Annotated in this window: 15 protein-coding genes; 7 read left to right on the top strand and 8 right to left on the bottom strand. The window is 49.6% G+C overall.

The features are described from left to right. Positions 1-27 precede the first annotated feature (27 nt). Complete coding sequence (locus SB752_RS21080; protein WP_410717515.1) at positions 28-699, top strand: LytTR family DNA-binding domain-containing protein; 672 nt, start codon at positions 28-30, stop codon at positions 697-699. A gap of 140 nt (positions 700-839) precedes the next feature. After that, positions 840-2,351, top strand: coding sequence for a succinyl-CoA:acetate CoA-transferase ScpC (gene scpC / locus SB752_RS21075; protein WP_410717530.1), 1,512 nt, complete (start codon positions 840-842; stop codon positions 2,349-2,351). Between the two features lie 129 nt (positions 2,352-2,480). On the opposite strand, the gene SB752_RS21070 is transcribed toward scpC, so the two are convergent. The 7 genes from SB752_RS21070 to SB752_RS21040 form a co-directional block, all read right to left on the bottom strand. Then, positions 2,481-3,509, bottom strand: coding sequence for a cytochrome d ubiquinol oxidase subunit II (locus SB752_RS21070; RefSeq protein ID WP_410717514.1), 1,029 nt, complete (start codon positions 3,507-3,509; stop codon positions 2,481-2,483). Positions 3,510-3,537: 28 nt separating this feature from the next. Next, positions 3,538-4,869, bottom strand: coding sequence for a cytochrome ubiquinol oxidase subunit I (locus SB752_RS21065; protein WP_410717529.1), 1,332 nt, complete (start codon positions 4,867-4,869; stop codon positions 3,538-3,540). A 163-nt stretch (positions 4,870-5,032) separates the two neighbouring features. Continuing rightward, positions 5,033-5,806, bottom strand: a complete 774-nt coding sequence (locus tag SB752_RS21060; RefSeq protein WP_410717513.1) for a pirin family protein — start codon at positions 5,804-5,806, stop codon at positions 5,033-5,035. A gap of 56 nt (positions 5,807-5,862) precedes the next feature. Then, positions 5,863-6,249 carry a DoxX family protein gene (locus tag SB752_RS21055; protein WP_410717512.1) on the bottom strand — a complete coding sequence of 129 codons (387 nt, stop codon included), beginning with the start codon at positions 6,247-6,249 and terminating at the stop codon, positions 5,863-5,865. Positions 6,250-6,328: 79 nt separating this feature from the next. Next, positions 6,329-6,955 (bottom strand): FMN-dependent NADH-azoreductase, encoded by a 627-nt coding sequence (locus SB752_RS21050; RefSeq protein WP_410717511.1) that lies wholly within the window; start codon positions 6,953-6,955, stop codon positions 6,329-6,331. A 124-nt stretch (positions 6,956-7,079) separates the two neighbouring features. Continuing rightward, positions 7,080-7,526 (bottom strand): MarR family winged helix-turn-helix transcriptional regulator, encoded by a 447-nt coding sequence (locus SB752_RS21045; RefSeq protein WP_410717510.1) that lies wholly within the window; start codon positions 7,524-7,526, stop codon positions 7,080-7,082. Between the two features lie 154 nt (positions 7,527-7,680). Further along, a complete protein-coding gene (locus tag SB752_RS21040) occupies positions 7,681-7,842 on the bottom strand; it encodes a hypothetical protein (protein ID WP_410717509.1) in 162 nt (53 codons plus the stop codon). Positions 7,843-8,026: 184 nt separating this feature from the next. Between SB752_RS21040 and SB752_RS21035 the strand changes: the two genes are divergently transcribed. Together SB752_RS21035 and SB752_RS21030 are read left to right on the top strand one after the other, a co-directional pair. After that, positions 8,027-9,127 carry a carbohydrate kinase gene (locus tag SB752_RS21035; protein ID WP_410717508.1) on the top strand — a complete coding sequence of 367 codons (1,101 nt, stop codon included), beginning with the start codon at positions 8,027-8,029 and terminating at the stop codon, positions 9,125-9,127. A gap of 3 nt (positions 9,128-9,130) precedes the next feature. After that, a complete protein-coding gene (locus SB752_RS21030; protein WP_410717507.1) occupies positions 9,131-10,057 on the top strand; it encodes a pseudouridine-5'-phosphate glycosidase in 927 nt (308 codons plus the stop codon). Between the two features lie 63 nt (positions 10,058-10,120). On the opposite strand, the gene SB752_RS21025 is transcribed toward SB752_RS21030, so the two are convergent. Continuing rightward, positions 10,121-11,530 carry a purine-cytosine permease family protein gene (locus SB752_RS21025; RefSeq protein WP_410717506.1) on the bottom strand — a complete coding sequence of 470 codons (1,410 nt, stop codon included), beginning with the start codon at positions 11,528-11,530 and terminating at the stop codon, positions 10,121-10,123. Positions 11,531-12,056: 526 nt separating this feature from the next. On the opposite strand from SB752_RS21025, the gene SB752_RS21020 reads away from it, so the two are divergent. From SB752_RS21020 to SB752_RS21010, 3 genes are all read left to right on the top strand, one after another. Further along, positions 12,057-14,099, top strand: coding sequence for a hydantoinase/oxoprolinase family protein (locus tag SB752_RS21020; RefSeq protein WP_410717505.1), 2,043 nt, complete (start codon positions 12,057-12,059; stop codon positions 14,097-14,099). A 1-nt stretch (position 14,100) separates the two neighbouring features. Further along, the gene (locus SB752_RS21015; RefSeq protein WP_410717504.1) at positions 14,101-16,080 is read left to right on the top strand and encodes a hydantoinase B/oxoprolinase family protein; all 1,980 of its coding nucleotides are present in this window, start codon (positions 14,101-14,103) and stop codon (positions 16,078-16,080) included. A 161-nt stretch (positions 16,081-16,241) separates the two neighbouring features. After that, positions 16,242-18,302 (top strand): sigma 54-interacting transcriptional regulator, encoded by a 2,061-nt coding sequence (locus SB752_RS21010; protein ID WP_410717503.1) that lies wholly within the window; start codon positions 16,242-16,244, stop codon positions 18,300-18,302. Positions 18,303-18,310: the final 8 nt, after the last annotated feature.

The raw sequence follows: 18,310 nt of genomic DNA, 5'->3' as shown, positions 1-18,310 counted from the left end.
AGAGAAAAAGGAGCAGGGGGAGTCTTCATGGAAGACACATTGGTTCCAGAAGTGTTGCAAATGATTGGTGAAGTTGTTCCTGAAGGAGTATCCGTTGCCATTTCAGATGGCTCAAAATATCTCTACTACCAGCCAAGCTCAACGGTAGATTTGAAAATCGTTCCGGGTGATCAGGTGCCGATTGGCTCTGCTACACATCGGGCATTGAATGAAATGGGAAAAGTGGGTCATCAAGTAGAGAGTCGCGTCTTTGGTGTGCCTTATTATGGATTGTCCTTGCCACTCGTCCGACACGGACAGGTGATGGGGTGTATCACCGCGATTTATCCAGTACAAACGATGCCGCTAGTAAGTCCCGAACCACGGCCTCCGTTATTGATCGGCAAAGGGGAGGATGGCTGGCTGCCAATTTCACTGAATGAGATCGTGTACATCAGCTCGAACGAAGGGAAAACGCTTTTGCATACAGCAAGCGGTGCGTTTACCAACAAGTATAGTATGGCTGAGCTGGAGTACATGCTTCCATCTGAGCGGTTCGTGCGCTGTCATCGTTCTTATTTTGTCAATATGGAATCGATCGGCTTTATTCATCCGCATTTCCATTCGACGTTTATGCTGGAGATGAAGGATAAGCAAAAAACGCGTGTGCCCGTCAGTCAGACCTATGCCAGCTCATTTCGGCAACTGCTCGGCTTTTGATAGCGATTGAATGAGAATGGTTCGCTGTCAAAAAGGCTGCTTCGCCACATAAATATTCTGCTTTACCCAAAATCGAGTGCCCGCTCAGAATTCATGTGATAGTGTATAGGACAACAAAGAATTGGCGGGGGGTCACAATGATGTGGGAGCGCTTACGCGATAAACGAATGGCAGATAAAATCGTGACAGCTGAGGTAGCAGCGGGCTTTATCGAGGATGGCATGACGATCGGGTTAAGTGGCTTCACGCGTGCTGGTGATGCCAAGGTAGTTACACTCGCATTAGCGGAGTTAGCCAAAAAAGAGAACAAGCCTTTTGGGGTGAACGTATATACAGGAGCTTCACTCGGATCTGATGTGGATGCAGTAATGGCTGAAGCAGGAATCATCATGAAACGACTTCCTTTCCAGGCAGACCCGGTGATGCGCAAAAAAATTAATGATGGGAGCCTGATGTTTGTGGATCAGCATCTGTCCCACACAGCAGAGCTCATTCGCGAAGGTTTCATGGCACCGGTTGATTACGCGATTGTGGAAGCGGTTGCAATAACTGAGGATGGCATGATTATTCCTTCTACGTCAGTAGGGAATTCGAATATTTTCGTCGAGTATGCCAAGCATGTCATTATCGAATTGAATCTGGCTCAATCGCCGGAGCTGGAAGGCGTTCACGATATTTACACGCCAGCCAGACAAGGAGAGCGTGGACCAATCCCACTCACCACTGTGGATCAGCGGATTGGAACCGTAGGTATTCCTGTTGATATTGAAAAAATCAAAGGAATCGTGATAACCAATCAACTGGATTCGCCTTCGACGATTGTGGAGCCAGATGAGGAAACGGCACAAATCGCAGCTCACCTGATCGAATTTTTGCGTCTGGAAGTGAAACAAGGGCGTTTGCCAAATAGCCTCGCCCCACTGCAATCCGGGATCGGTTCGGTAGCAAATGCCGTATTCAACGGATTTTTGGAATCGGAATTTACCGATCTGACTGTTTTTTCCGAGGTGCTGCAGGATGCGGTGTTTGACTTGCTTGATGCCGGGAAAATTTCTTTTGCATCGGGCTGTTCGATCACGCTGACAGCAGACAAGATGAAGCAGGTGATGGACAACTTCTCTTCCTATCGTGACAAGCTGATGCTTCGCCCACAGGAGATAACAAACCATCCAGAGCTGATTCGTCGTATGGGCTTGATCTCAATTAATACCGCGATTGAAGCCGATATTTATGGAAACGTGAATTCCACCAACGTTTCCGGTACAAAAATGATGAATGGGATCGGAGGCTCCGGTGATTTTGCTCGCAATTCACGCCTGGGTATCTTCGTCACCAAGTCGATTGCCAAGGGTGGAAAAGTATCCAGCATCGTACCATTTGCATCCCATGTGGACCATACAGAGCATGATGTGGATATCATCGTAACCGAGCAGGGGCTTGCTGATCTGCGTGGACTGGCTCCACGTGAACGCGCACTGAAAATCATCGACAACTGTGCTCATCCGTTGTATCGTGATCAGCTGCGTGCTTATTACGCGGAAGCACTCACTCGCGGAGGACATACTCCGCATGTATTGGAAAAAGCCTTTTCTTGGCATGTTCGTTATGCGCAGGAAGGAACGATGCTGGAGCAAGAACCGGCTCTTGTATAATAGAAAAGACGAAGAACCCGCTAGGCTGTCTGTTGCCTTGGCGAAGAGAAAATCATTTGGTTAAAAAACGAGGCTGCGCCATTAAATGGACGCAGCCTTCATTATTTGGGAGTGCTCGATTGGAGTGCTCTACTTTTGCCTGACATAATGCTCGTCTTTCATAAACAGACGCCAGAAGTAAATAAATCCCGGAATCAAGACAGCAAAGCCAACCAGATAGCAAATAAACAGCGCATGAAACGTATCTGGATGCGTAAAGCTCGATTCAATCGTCACATGAGGATAAACGATATACGGTAATCTCGCAGCGCCGTACACGTAGCTGGCGAGCAAATACTGAATGGTGACCGCAATTACTGCGATTCGCGGCAGATGAAGTATATAGCGACGATTCTGCGGGAGGAGCAGTGCGATATAGCCGATGAAAAAACAGCCCACAGAAGCCAAAAGCCAAGGCAAATAGGTAATGATTCTGCTGTAGAGCCACTCTGCCTCTACTTTCATCGTCACCACAGTCAGGATTGCCATCAACAGCGTAACCGGCCCCAGGAGTGTGGCGTCCCGCCGATACACAGAAAATGCCTGTTTTTCGCCTGCTATGTATGAGTAGTCTGCCAAGAGAAGGGAGGAGAGAAACAGGGTGCTGCTAACAGCCAGACAGATGTAGGCATAGACGTGTGGGCTGGTGAAAAACAAGCTCCAATCCAGATTCTCAACACCGTCGGTTGAGCGGATGAAGCCCCCCTGTGTCACAGGGAGTACGCTGATCAACAGGGCAGGGACGAGGATGCCTGTAATCCCGGATACGATGCTCAGCGTCTTGTCGTATCTATGGATCAGATGGCTAAAGACCATGAAAGCACTGCGAATCAGTATCAACAACAGTACCAGGCTGCCAGGAATGAGCAAAACACTGCCGAGTGTATAGGTAGCACCGGGAAAAAAGGTAACGAGGGCGACGACGATCAAGACGATGAACACATTCACCACTTCCCAAGAGGGGGAAAGGTAACGGTTCGCGATAGAGGTGGCTTTGGTTTTTTCGTGATTCAAATAGATCATCGACCAAAAGCCTGCGCCGAAATCAAAAGAGGCGGCAACAGAGTAGATTACAACGAAAATCCAAAGCAGCGTAATCGCAATAATCGTGTCGGTCATCACGGTCCTCCGTTAGTGGAAATAGTAGTTACTCGGCATGGCGTTCCTTTGGATGGGTAAGAGGCTCAAGCTCCAGTGGATGGCGACCAAAATAGCTGCGAAAAACGAGCAGTGTGATAATACCAAGGAACAGATAGATAGCGAGAAATATCCGGAAAAAAGTGGAGACGCCTGCTGCTTGCGTAGCGGCATCTGCGGTTTTCATGACGCGGTAAATGACCCATGGCTGGCGTCCGGTACAGGCAAAAATCCAGCCGAATTCGATTCCGAGCAGGGCAAGAGGGCCACTTGCGACGAACACCCATAGCACCCAGCGGGGGAACTGGGAGCGGCGCAATAGCTTTTTCCAGGCAAAGCCCAAAAATCCTACGACGATCAGTAGGCTACCGATGCCGACCATGCCGTTGAACAAGGTATGGATATAGAGAGGCGGCCATAATTCTTGGGGGAAATCATCCAGCCCAACTACCACCTCGTCAAATCGGTTGGCTGCCAAAAAGCTGAGTGCCCACGGAATTTCTACGGCATATTTGACTTCTTTGGTCTGTGGGTCCGTAAAGCCGCCGATGGCTAAAGGAGCGTACGCTTGTGTTTCAAACAGTCCTTCTGCGGCAGCAAGTTTTTCCGGTTGATAGCGATGTAAAAGCTGTGCGGACTCATGGCCGTTTAATGCTGTTAAAAGGGAGAAGGTGCCTCCGACGATGAGGCCAGCCAGCAATGCTTTTTGATGATAGGAATAGACGCGCCCGCCTTTTTCAGCCCGAAGCATTTTCCATGCTGCCACACCTGCGATAGCAAAGGCACCTGTCATATACGCTGATACCGTGACATGCCCGGCTGTGACGAAAAAGCTGGGATTAAAAAAAGCAGCCCACGGATTCACATCGACAATCTCTCCGTCAGTGATTCGAAATCCGGTGGGTGTGCCCTCGAAGGCATGGACGTTGGTAATCAGGATGGCTGATGCTGTGGCCCCAACCAGCACCATAAACACACTGAGTAGGCGCATGGCAGGGGAGAGGCGATGCGCAGCGTACACGTAAATCGACATAAATAAAGCCTCTAGAAAAAAGGCAAAGATCTCAATTTGAAAGGGGAGCGAAATCACTTTACCGACTACCTCCATGAATCCCGGCCATAGGAGAGAAAGCTGCACACCTGCAATCGTACCCGAGGGGATTGCGACTCCCAAGAGGATCGCTTGTGCTTTTGTCCAACGCTTGGCCATGGTTTCGTAATCGCGATCCTTGGTCCTCCAAAACAAAATTTCTGCGAGCAGAATCATCAATGGGAGTCCTACACCGAGGGTGGCAAAGATGATGTGAAAAGCCATAGTTGTCCCAAAAGCAGCTCTGGTCATTACGATATCTTCCACGTTTCGCTTCCTTTCCAATCGATACTCACATGTTCAAGTTTCCTTACATAATGTCTCATGCTGAAAGGAAATTTATGCAAAAAGACCGCCCCAGAAGGAACGGTCTTAATAGAAGATAGAGGGAAGAATTGCATGGTTGCAAACGAGATTATTTGCGGTAGAGCGGATAGTCGACTTCCGTTGGGACTTGAATCAGTACCAGACGGAGCGGAGCATCAGCAGAGGCCTGGTAAACAGCGGTACTATTTTCCTCAGCTGAGGCGACGACGAAATCCCCTTTGTTCATCGTAACCGCATGTGCTGTAGGTACGTTTCCATCTGTGACTGTACCTGTACCTGAGACAACTACGACAGAATGTGCATAATCTGCTGGTAGGTCAAACTCATACGATTGTCCTGCCGGGATCGTGATATCATTCATCAAAGAGTCGGTAATCAGTTTAATTGGTGCTGCCTGCCCAATGATTTTCTTCACAATGACACCGTTTACCTCGTCAGTAGGAAAGTCCTCGTGATTGTATTGATTGTAGGTCGGTGGCAGCTTTGTGCTTTTCGCCAGATGCGGCTCAAACCAGATTTGAAACATTTCCGTATCCTTGCCCAGCTCTTCCGCGTGCTCTGCACCAGATCCTGTTTGCATTATCTGCACGCCACCTGTAGTCACCTCTTGCAGATTGCCTAGCGTATCGCGGTGACCCACGGTTCCGTTCAGTACATAAGAAAGAATTTCAAAACCAGAGTGCGGGTGAAGTGGAATTTCAAAGGTTTTTAATGATTTGGCCCAAGCCCAGTAGAACAGTGGTCCAACCCGTTTGACGACGGAGCCCTCGCGAGGAAAGCCAATCGGTTTGTATTCTACGATTTCTCCGTTTCCGAAATGTCCTTGTGCTTGGTCAGCTTGTGTGTAGACTTGAATATCCATTGGTTATTTCCTCCCTTAGAGTTTTCGATCGTATGCGGGACTTCACAGTTTATTTATTAAAACAGAACGTATGCGCCAGGTCCAATCATAGCAAGACCGATAGCAACAGCGATCAAAGCAAGATTGTATTCATAGCCGTTTTGAGTTACCCACAGACCATTTTGACCGTGTACTTTTACAATGGCTACGAGCATCGTAATGGCAATCAGGATAGCTCCCGCCCAGAATCCAACACCAGTTGCGAACAACAGCCCGCCGACAAGCTCACCGAGTCCGGCAACGAGCGCCATAGCGACACCTGGTTTCACACCGATAGAATCAAGCCATCCGCCTGTTCCTTTTAATCCGTAACCGCCAAACCAGCCAAACAGTTTTTGTGCACCATGACCTACGAACAGAAGTCCAATCACCAAACGAATGATAAGCAAACCGAGATCCATCATTTTTCATCTCTCCTTAAATTATTTTAAATTATAGTATTTTGAATTTGAGATATTACTTGAAAAAAAGGCTGGCGGGCCTTTAGAAAGTTTCCGCCAGTTGAGCTGCTTTTACGACACCAGCTTGAACGATTTCTTCTGCTTTGTCTGGGAACTGATTGTGACCTTCTACAACCACTTCAGTTACGTTGCTGATACCCCAGAAGCCGAGGATTGTTTTCACATATTTGCTAGCCAGCTCAATTGCTGCCATTGGTCCTTCGGAGTAAACGCCACCGCGAGCAGTCAAGAGAGCTACTTTTTTGTCGCCCATCAGACCTACTGGACCTTCTGCAGTGTATTTGAATGTTTTGCCTGCTTGGGACAGGTAGTCCATGTATGTGTGCAGGACAGCAGGAACGGTGAAATTCCACATTGGGTAAGCGATAACTACTTTGTCAGCTGCTGCAAATTGGTTCAGATATTTGTTAACGTAGTCTGCGCCTTTTTGTTCTTCGGCAGTCAGCTCCATGCCACGACCAGCTTTGAACATAGCAGTGATCAGATCGTTGCCGTAGTATGGCAGGTTTTCTGCAAATAGGTCCAACTCAGTAACAGTATCGTTAGGATGAGTCTCTTTATAGGATTTAACGAAAGCTTCGTACAGCTTTACGCTAGTAGCCTGTTCAACTGGGCGATCATTTGCTTTAATAAAAAGTACGTTACTCATGAAGTAATTATTCCCCTTTCGAATTGTAAGTTGCTAACTTAAAAAATGTAAATCTTGATTTTAAGATTATTATGAGCAAGGTATTTTGTCAATACCTTTTTGCACATTCATTTTTCCTTCGATACTAATAGCTATCCTGCGCAGCACGCCCCAGCTTTTTTAGCAGTTCAGTCGCTTGTCTCTGTTCCTCAAGAGTAAGACCACTCACCGCCTGTTCAATGACCTCTTGATGCGAGGGGAAAATATCAGCCAAAAACTGGTTTCCTTTTTCCGTCAGCTCTGCATAGATGACACGGCGATCCGCAGAACAGGGCTTGCGAATCAGGAGCTGCTTCTTTTCTAGTTTGTCCACCACGTACGTAATGTTTCCACTGGAGATCAGGATCTTTTCCCCAATTTGCTGTAACGGCTGTGGTCCTTTATGGTAAAGAACCTCAAGAACACCAAACTCGGTTGGGTTAAGCCCATACTGGCGAATATTGCGATTGGAATGTGCCATCACCCAGTTATATGAACGTGAAAGTACGACAAAAAGATCAAGGGAGTCATTTCGCATCGATTGCTCCGACATGAATGCCCCTCCTTTCAGATCAAAGAAAATGTGAATATCTTTAATTTAAGATAATCGTACACGATGGGAGTGAACTTGTCAATTCGTGCCCAGAAAAAAGAAAAACCTGAGGCGATTGTTGCCGTCAGGGAATGGAAGGAGAGAACCGGGATGGTTAGTACTCAATTTTCGTTACTTCATCTAAAGGGCCGAGGGGATTATCGTTTGCTTCGGCGATTTCTTTTTGCAAAAGTTTTTCATGTCCTTCATCAGACAGGTCAAAATAGAAGTATTCCTTTGGTCTATTTTGCTTCATGGAAGTACGCTTTTCAGACATTATAATCCCCCTTGGCTTTATTTTTCATGGAATAGTGTTTGCGACTCTGCAAAATTACATCCCTAACCAACCCAAGGAAGAGCACACTTTACGATTTTTTATTTTACAAACAAATGTCTTTGTGATAAACTTTTGTTTGTAGACGAAAGCTGTGAATGCTAGCAAACGAGAAAGGAGGATGACTGTGGACAAAGAAATGCAGATTTTGCATCATATTCGGCACAATCCTTTTATTAGCCAGCAAGAGCTAGCGGACCTGATCGGAATTTCCCGTTCGGCTGTCGCAGGCTATATTGCCCAGCTAACCAAGCGTGGCGAAATCAAAGGACGTGCCTATATTTTGCGCGACGAAGGCTTGATCGCTTGCATCGGTGGAGCGAACCTGGACCGTAAAGCGCGAGGGAAGCAAAAGGTGCGTCTGCACTCATCCAATCCGGTTACGATCATGGAGTCGTGCGGAGGGGTGGCGCGAAACATCGCCGAAAATCTGGGACGACTCGGCTGCAATACTTCCCTTTTTACCAGCATTGGCGAGGACAAGGAAGGCGAATGGATCGTGCAGGAGACGAGAAAGCACGATGTGGACATTAGCCAGGTATGGCGTTTAAAAGCCCAGCGGACAGGCACCTACACGGCGCTATTAGATATCGACGGAGAAATGGTCGTTTCACTCGCTAATATGGACATTTACGATGCACTGACACCGGAAATGTTCGCGGATAAATGGTCGCATATTGCAGCTGCCAGTGCGATCTTTCTCGATACGAACGTACCTGAGGATTGTCTGGCTTACATCATCGAGCGGTGCCGAGAGGAAGGCATTGCGCTGTTCATTGACCCGGTCTCTTCTGCAAAAGCAAAAAAGCTGCCACAGCGCTTGGACGGAGTAGAAGCGATACTGCCCAATCGCGAAGAGGCGGAGCTGTTATCCGGCGTGACGATCGGCTCGATCGAGGAATGTGCCGAGGCTTGCGCCAAAATCAGGGAACGCGGCGTCAAGCACGTCATCGTGACCATGGGTGAACAAGGAATTTATTATCAATCGGAAAACGTATCTGAGCATTTGACCCCGTATCCAACAGAAGTAGTGGATGTAACGGGAGCAGGAGATGCCTTCGTTTCCGGGCTGTTGTACGGGATCGTGAATGGAGAATCGTTCGAAAGAGCTTGCCGCCTCGGACTGGCAGCCTCTGCCCTGACCTTGCAAACGGAGCAATCGGTATCCCCATTACTCAAAGCAGATCAACTGGAACGGACAGTTGAACAATACGAAGAGGAGCGATAAGAAATGAAACAATACTTGACCTTTACTGAAGAAGTACGCCATGCACTGGAGAACAATTTGCCGGTAGTTGCACTTGAGACGACGATCATTTCGCACGGTATGCCATATCCACAAAACATCGAGATGGCAAAAGAAGTAGAACAAATCATTCGCGACAACGGAGCAGTACCAGCAACAATCGGAATCATGAACGGCAAAATCAAAATCGGTTTGACCGAGGCTGAGCTGGAAGAGTTTGCGACCAACCAATCGGTAGAAAAAGTAAGCCGTCGTGACTTCCCGTACATCCTGTCCAGCGGTAAAATCGGTGCGACAACCGTAGCGGCTACGATGATCGCAGCGGAGCTGGCAGGCATCCACATGTTTGCAACCGGCGGTATTGGCGGGGTTCATCGCGATGGCGAGATCACATGGGACGTGTCTGCTGACCTGACTGAGCTGGCGCAAACAAACGTAGCAGTCGTATGTGCAGGCGCAAAATCCATCCTGGATATCGGTCGCACTCTGGAATACCTGGAAACCCAAGGGGTTCCGGTAGTAGGCTACCGTACAGCTGAATTCCCATCCTTCTTTGCTCGCGAAAGTGGATTTGGTGTAGACTTCCGTCTGGATACTCCTGAAGAAGTAGGAGCATTGATGAACACAAAATGGGATCTGGGACTCAAAGGCGGTATGATCATCGCAAACCCGGTGCCTGAGTCTGATGCTCTGAATCACAAAGAAATCGAAGCGGTAATCCTGCAAGCTCTCACGGAAGCAAAAGAGAACAACATCGCGGGTAAAAAGGTGACTCCGTTCTTGCTTGCAAAAGTGAAAGAACTGACAGCAGGCAAAAGCTTGCAAACAAACATCGCACTGGTGAAGCACAATGCTGAAGTAGCTGCGAAGGTAGCGGTTGCTTACCAGCAAAAAGCAAACGAAAGCAAATAAGAAAATGATGAATCAAACCCTCGGGAATCAACCGAGGGTTTTTTGCATGCTGACAGCTTTTTGTTAGGCGATCTGCTCATCCTCCGGCACATCTCTGGCTTCCTGGCGTGAATAATACTTGCCTTTGGTCGCCACAGCCAATACGATCGTCAGGATAAAGGCAAGCACCGCAGCAAAGAAAGCGGCAATGTTTTGCAAAAGCTGCCCCATGTTGCCGAAAGCGGCAAAGGTACCTAGAATGCTGGATACAACCAGCGAGATGACGCCAACCGGATTCCACGGATACAAATAACGGCTGCGGTATTCAAAAAAACGCGGCCCGATTTTCAACCACTTTTTGACAACAAGAGCATCGGCGACCAAAATCGCGGCCCAGGCAAACAGGAAGACCCCTTGGAAGGTCAAGAGCGGCCCAAGGTAATCCAGCGCGCCGGCCAGCATAGCAATGATGGCGGTGATGGCCGTTGTTGCCACCCAGAAGGTGCGACCGGGTCGGAAGCGGAACACGTGCTCAAAAAAGTTGGCGAGCGACAAGGAACCACTGTACAGATTGGTGATATTGATGCGCAGCTGCGTCAGGATGGTAAAGAGTGCGCCACCGATACCGATCAGATGGACAAAATAGACGCCAGGGTTAGGCTCGCCCAAGCGGACGCCAAACCAGATGCCAGCCAATCCCATGAGGAAAAAGCAGACCAGTTGCGGGATAAACCCGACTGCGAAGACACCGATTTTCATTTCGTCACGTTTGATGAAGCGGGCATAGTCGGAAACTAGCAGCGCCATGATGCCGACCAGGCCGTTCATGATGCCGATGCAAGTCAACAGCATCGTGCCGCCAAACTGCGCACCCTCGGGCAAAAACGACCACACACTTCCCGTGTAGGCAGGCGTGATCCGCGTCGCAGCGACGATACCTGCGCCAAGCAGGATGAGAAAGACGGGCAGCGTCCACTTCTGCAGCTTTTCCAATTGCTTCATGCCAAACCAGTTGAATGGAATCACGATCAGTCCGAAAAAAATCATCAATGCCCAAACAGGTACGACCTGTACATATTCATGGACTGCACTGGCCATGATAGAGCCTTCAATCGCGGAGTACATGATGAAGTTCATGGCATAGATGAAAGAAGTGATGGAGGCGCCGACATAGCCAAAACCGCCGCCGCGTGCCATGAGATTGGTGTTCAGTCCCGATTTTGCAGCATAGTAGGCAATGGCAATGCCCAATGCCCCGCCGACTGCTGTTGCATAGATTTCGGCGATCAAGGCGTTCATGCTTCCATAGGCGGTGGCCATCAGGCTGCCCATCTGCATAAAGACCATGGCGGTCGCAACCCCGAGAGTAACATTGGTGATGCTCCACCATTTCATTCGATGGTGTGTCGGAACCTTCTCCAGCGCATAGTCCTCCTTGTGCTCATGGGATGCATCGTTGGTTGGATCTGTTGCTGGACGGATGATTTCTGCCACGTAAATCAACCCCTCTTCCTTTTATGAATGTGTTTGAACATCCGATTGGATACCGCTCCTCCTTTCTTGTTTGCAAAACGTAAGATAAGCAACCTGCATACCAACCGGGAAATATGTAATGATTTGAATTTTCAGATTAAATTCTTTCGTTTTTGCAAGAATGGAGAAAACAAACATAATAGGCAAAGCGGCTTGCAAGAATGCGAAAATCCCGTGTTGGCTGGTTTTTTCGATGCAAAAAGGCCATCTTCCATAAATGAAAGGCGATCTTTTGATATTGCAAGTATTTCAAGTAAGAAGACGCTTGAAAAATGAAGACTTCAGTAAAACGAGCGTTTTTCCCCTTGTGTGAAGGTGGTTTTTACGGGTTGGTATATTCCTTGCTTATGCTCATCTACGAGACGCAACCATGCGCAGTTATCATGAGGAAGGGGGAAGATGTCGGTGTCTGTTTTACTAGGTGAGATAAATAGCAGCACATAACAGGCTTTGTTTTTTGAAAATTCGAGCTTTTGGAGGGCTTACGATGGGGAAATATCAGTTGGCAGTTGACGTTGGTGGAACATTTACAGATGTTTTCATCTTTGACGAGGAGTCTAAACAAATTTCGGTGACGAAAGTTTCGTCTACCCCGCACAATCCTGCTGTCGGGATTTTGACGGGAGTCTCGCAATCAGAAGTATCGACAAAGGATATCCACTTGTTTTCACATGGAACAACAGTTGGTTTGAATGCGCTAATTACGAGACGTCTGCCAAAAACATCGCTGATTACGACAAAAGGCTTCCGTGACGTGCCGGAGATTCGACGCGGCACCAAACTTGATTTGTGGGATGCCTATGAAGATGTGGCTCCTCCCTATATCAAGCGGCGGGATCGGTTTGAACTGGATGAGCGGGTGGATTATACGGGCAACTTGCTAAAGGCTATCGATGAGCAAGAAGCAAGAGAGCTGGCGCGGCTCTTGAAAAAACGCGGCGTCCAATCTGTCGCGATCTGCTTCATGAATGCGTATACAAACGGCGCCAACGAGTTGAAGGTAAAAGAAATCCTGCAGGAGGAGCTGCCTGGCGTCTATATCTGCACGTCGAGCGAAACGCTTCCCGAGATTTTTGAGCATGAGCGGATGAGCACCACGATTGTCAATGCCGTGTTGGGCCCGATCCTGAGCACCTACATCCAAAACTTGACGGAAGAAATGAGGGACAAAGGCTACGAGGGAGATGTTCTCGTTTTACACTCGGGCGGGGGCGTCATGACCTCGGAAACCGTTCCTAAATTTGCCGCCCGCCTCGCCAGCTCAGGGATTGCCGCCGGTGCGATCGCCAGCTCCTACATCGCCAAGCTGTGCGGATTCCAGAATGCCATCGGGCTCGACATGGGCGGAACCAGCACCGACATCTCGCTCATGTACAACGGTGATTTGCGGATCGCGAAGAACTGGTATGTCGAATACGGCTACCCGATCGGATTTCCCAGCATCGAGATTCTCAGCATCGGAGCAGGCGGAGGCAGCCTGGCCTGGATCGATGAGGGAGGATCGCTGCGCAACGGTCCGCAGAGCGCAGGCGCAGATCCAGGGCCTGCTTGCTACATGAAGGGTGGAAAGGAGCCCACCAATACAGACGCCAATGTGCTTCTCGGCAGGCTGAACACCAAACTGCTCAGCGGATCGATGACATTAAATAAAGAGGCGTCCCATCAAGTCATCAGTGAGAAAATCGGGACGCCATTCCAGCTGTCTGATGAGGAAGCGGCCAACTCCATTTTGAAGGTGGCCAATGCCAACATGTGCGACGCGCTGCGACTTATTTCCATCCGTCGCGGCTATGACCCGCGTGATTTCGCGCTTGTCGTGTTTGGCGGAGCAGGAGCCCTGCACGGCGCTTATCTGGCAAAGGAGATGGAGATTCCGACTGTGATCGTTCCTCCTTTTCCGGGCATCACGTCCGCCATGGGCTGCTTGCTGGTCGATGTGCGCCACGACATTTCCAAAACCTATCTGGTCAATGCCGCTGACGTTACGGCTGAACAACTGGAGGCAGAATTCCAGGGGATGGAGGAGGAAGCCGCCGCGTTGCTTGCATCGGAAGGCATCACTGGCGAACAAATGAAGCTGGTCCGTTATCTGGACATGCGTTATAGCGGCCAGTGGAGATCTCTTGAGGTGGCGATGAGCCGTCCGATTCATTCTCTTGTAGAAGCGCTGGATCGATTCCATCAGGAGCATCAGCGCGAGTTCGCTTTCTCCAATCGTGAGCAAAGCGTGGAAATCTATGGGCTGCGTGTCGAGGCGATCGGGCTGGTGCCGAAGCCGAATCTGCCCCGCTATGAACCGGAGGGAGAGTTTGAGGATGCGCTGATCGAGTATCGTCAGGTCTTCTTTGAGGAAGCGGGAGGCTACACGCCGACACCGATTTACAATCGGGCTCAGCTGCCAGTGGAAAGCCAGTTTTCGGGTCCTGCCATTGTGGAGCAAATGGACTCCACGACGGTGATTCCACCGGGCTTCGTTGTGAGAGTGGATGAGTATAAGAACATGATCTTGACGTACGGGAGGGAGATATAAGATGAGTCAGGTTCGAGAGCAAGCAATTGCGTACAAAAGCAAGCTGGACCCTGTTACTTTTGAAGTATTAAAAAATGCGTTTGTGAATCTGGTGGACCAGATGTCCGAGCAAATTTTGCGAACCTGCTATTCCTTCGTCATTTACAATCGCGACTTCAGCTCTGCGGTATGCGATGCCAAGGGCAATACTATCATGCAGGGGACGCAGGATATCTCCGTCCACGTGGGGACGCTGCATTTGACTGCCAAAGCGGTGATCGAGGATTTCGGAGATGACATCCATCCGGGCGATGTTTTTCTGGTGAATGACCCGTACCGCGGCGGCACGCATTTTTGCGATGTGCGCATCATCCGCCCTGTCTTCTACGAGGGGGAATTGATTGCGCTCATGCAATCCAATGGACACTGGGCTGATGTTGGTGGCTCGGTTCCCGGTTCATTTGATGTGCAATCGCAGGACCATTATGGCGAGGGCATACGTATCCCGCCGATCCGGATGTGGAGCAAAGGCATTTTTCTCTCTGATGTCGCTAATTTGCTGGCCGCCAACATGCGTCTGCCTGAGGAGCGTTTGGGCGATCTGCGTTCACAAGCGGAAGCGACGATGGTCGGGGAGCGGCAGCTGCTGCAATTGATCAAAAAATATGGCAAAGAAACCGTGCTGACTGCGTTCGACGAAGTGCAGGATTATGTAGAGCGCTTGGCCAAGACGAAAATTGACCAACTGCCTAATGGAACGTGGGAAACGGTAGATTACCTCGATATGGACCCGCATCAGGGTGATGGCCTGATCCCGATCAAGGTGAAAATGACAATCGATGATGACACGATCTATTACGATTTGAACGGGTCCCATCCCTATATCGGCTGCTTCCTCAATGCAGGGTTTGGCTCGTCCTTTTCGGCAGTCGTCGCGGGCACCAAAACGTTTTTCCCGGAAATCCCGCTCAATTCCGGATTTTATCGAGCTCTTTCCGTAGACCTTCCGGAAAACTCGGTCGTGAATGCGCCGTGGCCAGTAGCGGTAACCGGATTTTGCTCGGGTGCCTATGAAAAGATCATGAACGCCATTTTTGAGCTCTGGTCCCACATCATGCCGGAGCGGGCGCTCGCGTGTTCCTTTAACCTGGAATACCTGCTGATCGGCGGCTGGGACAAACGGAGAGGATACGACAATTACTTCATGTGGTACGACTGGATGGCTGGTGGTCACGGCGGCCGCAACGACAAGGATGGGGCAAACGCCATGTCGCCTGTGTTCGGTGTGGGACTGAGCATTCAGCCGTGCGAAGGACAAGAACGGCTCTCCCCGGTGCTTACAACACATCATCAAATCATCCCCGATTCCGGCGGCCCGGGCAAATTCCGCGGTGGCTGCGGGGTGGAAAAAGGCGGAATGATGACGAGCGTCGATCGCACGGTGATGTCGTATTGCTGTGATCGTTCCCGTTCTATCACCTGGGGCATTTTTGGCGGCCAATCCTCCTATCCGCATGGGGCATGGCTCAATCCGGGCAAAGAGGAAGAACGCTATCTGGGTACGATATTTTCAAATGTCAAAATCAATACAGGTGATACGTTCACGCGACCTTCAGCGGGCGGCGGCGGCTTGGGCGATCCGCTGGAACGGCCAGCGGAACAAGTGGTGGAAGACGTAATTGACGGATACGTATCAATTGAGCGGGCCAAACGCGATTATGGCGTCGTAATCTGCGAGATCGACGGGGAGCTGGATCTGTTTGAGATCGATGAGAAAGCGACGGAGGCAGAGCGGGCGTATATCCGCACGCATCGCAAGGAATGGATGGAGCTTGACCTTTCCGAGGTGCAGGCATTGTATAACAGCAAGCAGATCGATAAGCTTGATCTTTTGCGCCGCTACAATGTCATCCTTGATTACGCAACAGGGACGATCCTGCCGAAATCGACGGAGCAATACCGCGCCATGACTGCAAAACGCACCTTGCCGTACTGGTCCTAAAACCGCTGCATGCACAAGCCCTTGGCTGTTCCGATGAGAATGCCAAGGGCTTGGCTGCTTCCTTGAAAGGGGTTTTTTTCCCTATCCTTTAGGGGACAGGCTTTAGTACAATATATAAAGAGGGATCTTTTGTTTTTTCTTCGCGACAGGTGGTGGAAAACATGATGATCTGGAAAGATATTCTTCAGGCGATGCCTGAGTCTGTTTCGCAACATGCAACCTTGAATGAGGCATTGAAAACGTTGAATGCATCCGCGCAAAAAATCATTTTTGTCACTGCGGAAGAAGCCGTGATCGGTTATCTGGACAGCGAGAGCTTGCTCCGTCAAATTGAGCGACATGGTCTCGACGCACAGATTCGCTACAATACCGACATCCTCAAGGTGCCGTGCGACAATCGGGTTGAGTTTTACCACAATGTCTCTATCGTGCTCGGCGTGGATAGCGGGGGAGGTCAGGTCGGGTTTACCACATTTGAGGAAGCGCGGAACCGGATTACCCAGCTGCAGCTGCATCAAAAAAACCAAATCTTCCACAGCTCCGGGATCGGGCTGATTACGACGGATTCTCAATTCCGCATCACGTTTATCAACGAACGGGCGGAAACGATTTTGGGACTCACCCGCAATTTTTTGTTGCACCGCAATTACAAGAAGTTGCTGGCTCTCGATGTGCTCGAGGAGGTTTTGCAAGGGAGACAGCTCGTCAATGTCACCAGCTCGCTTAATTTCAAGCAGATGATTGGCAATTTTTCGCCCTTGCAAGAAAGTGGCAACATTCAGGGCATCGTCCATATTTTTTATCTGCGTCAGCAATTGGAGCAAGAGATTCAAGAGCTGGAACTGGTGCGCAATCTGAACGATGATATCAAAGCGATCTACTCCTCCTCAAATGAAGAGATTCTCGTCATGAATGGACAAGGGCGGATCATGCGCCTGGCCGGCACGTATTTACAAGAGTTTTGGATGTATGAGCATCCGGACATGTTGATCGGCAAGCATTTTGGTGAGCTGCAAAAAGAGGGCTTTTTTCGTCAAAATATTTTGGATATATGCAAGGGTCAGCGGGGAAAGCATGTGTTTATTCAGGAGAATACGCGGGGGCGCAAGGTTTGGTCGGTCGCTACCCCTGTCTTTCGCGGCGAATTGTTGGAAAAAATCGTGATCATTTCACGCGACATCACGGAGATCAATCAGTTGAAGGAAGAGCTTGAGACAGTAAAGAAGAAGTCGGACCGTTACAAGCAAGAGCTGGATAAGATCCTTCATAAAACGCAACATGAAAAGAAGTTAATATACCGTTCCAAGGTGATGGAAAATCTGGAGAATCTCATCAAACAGATTGCTCGGGTAGATTCGACCGTCTTGCTTTACGGGCAGTCGGGGGTGGGGAAGGAAGTGTTTGCCCAAACCATTCATGCTTACAGCCCGCGCAGCCAGCAGCCACTTGTTCGGGTCAACTGCGGGGCGGTCCCGGAAAATCTGATTGAGAGCGAATTTTTCGGCTATGAGAAAGGGGCTTTTACCGGCGCGGATCGGAACGGCAAGCCTGGATTGTTTGAACTGGCTGATAAGGGCAGCATTTTTCTCGATGAGATTACCGAGATGCCGCTCAATTTACAGGTCAAGCTACTCCGTGTGCTGCAAGAGCGGGAGGTCACCCGGATCGGCGGGGTGAAAAGCAGGAAAATCGATGTGCGTGTGATTGCCGCGACAAACCGAGAAATCAAAAAGATGGTGGAGGAAAACAAATTCCGTGAAGATTTGTACTACCGGCTTAACGTGATTCCTATTCATATTCCGGCTCTCCGTGATCGGGTTGAGGACATCATCTCGCTGTCGATCGCCTTTATGCAGCAATACAATGCGGCGTATCAGCGGGAGAAAACGTTGACGCGCGAAGCACTTGATGTTTTGGAGAGTTATCACTGGCCTGGTAATGTCAGAGAATTGCAAAATGTTTTGGAGCGGCTGATCGTGACGACGCAGGAAGACGGGATCAAAGGGGAAGACGTCATGGCGATCCTCTACGGCGAAACGCGCGAGAAGAAAATCAAACCGATCATCAGCTCCATCGTGCCGTTAAAAGAGGCGGTGGATGAAGTGGAGGGGCAGCTCATCCGCTTTGCCTTGCAAAAATACGGAACAGCGGCAAAAGCGGCCGAGATTCTAGGTGTCAGTCAAGCGACGATGAGTCGCAAAATCAAACAATTGCTACCGTAGGTCAAAAG

This window comes from Brevibacillus sp. SIMBA_040 (genome assembly GCF_046535075.1).
Taxonomy (GTDB): Bacteria; Bacillota; Bacilli; order Brevibacillales; family Brevibacillaceae; genus Brevibacillus.
This window is presented reverse-complemented; position numbering and strand designations above follow the sequence as displayed.

Excerpts from the sequence above, each read along its gene's own strand:
- SB752_RS21050 (WP_410717511.1), bottom strand. The coding sequence starts at position 6,955 with ATGAGTAACGTACTTTTTATTAAAGCAAATGATCGCCCAGTTGAACAG.
- SB752_RS21020 (WP_410717505.1), top strand. The coding sequence starts at position 12,057 with ATGGGGAAATATCAGTTGGCAGTTGACGTTGGTGGAACATTTACAGAT.
- SB752_RS21065 (WP_410717529.1), bottom strand. The coding sequence starts at position 4,869 with ATGACCAGAGCTGCTTTTGGGACAACTATGGCTTTTCACATCATCTTT.
- SB752_RS21040 (WP_410717509.1), bottom strand. The coding sequence starts at position 7,842 with ATGTCTGAAAAGCGTACTTCCATGAAGCAAAATAGACCAAAGGAATAC.
- SB752_RS21080 (WP_410717515.1), top strand. The coding sequence starts at position 28 with ATGGAAGACACATTGGTTCCAGAAGTGTTGCAAATGATTGGTGAAGTT.
- SB752_RS21015 (WP_410717504.1), top strand. The coding sequence starts at position 14,101 with ATGAGTCAGGTTCGAGAGCAAGCAATTGCGTACAAAAGCAAGCTGGAC.
- SB752_RS21030 (WP_410717507.1), top strand. The coding sequence starts at position 9,131 with ATGAAACAATACTTGACCTTTACTGAAGAAGTACGCCATGCACTGGAG.
- SB752_RS21045 (WP_410717510.1), bottom strand. The coding sequence starts at position 7,526 with ATGTCGGAGCAATCGATGCGAAATGACTCCCTTGATCTTTTTGTCGTA.
- SB752_RS21055 (WP_410717512.1), bottom strand. The coding sequence starts at position 6,249 with ATGATGGATCTCGGTTTGCTTATCATTCGTTTGGTGATTGGACTTCTG.
- SB752_RS21060 (WP_410717513.1), bottom strand. The coding sequence starts at position 5,806 with ATGGATATTCAAGTCTACACACAAGCTGACCAAGCACAAGGACATTTC.
- SB752_RS21070 (WP_410717514.1), bottom strand. The coding sequence starts at position 3,509 with ATGACCGACACGATTATTGCGATTACGCTGCTTTGGATTTTCGTTGTA.
- scpC (WP_410717530.1), top strand. The coding sequence starts at position 840 with ATGTGGGAGCGCTTACGCGATAAACGAATGGCAGATAAAATCGTGACA.
- SB752_RS21010 (WP_410717503.1), top strand. The coding sequence starts at position 16,242 with ATGATGATCTGGAAAGATATTCTTCAGGCGATGCCTGAGTCTGTTTCG.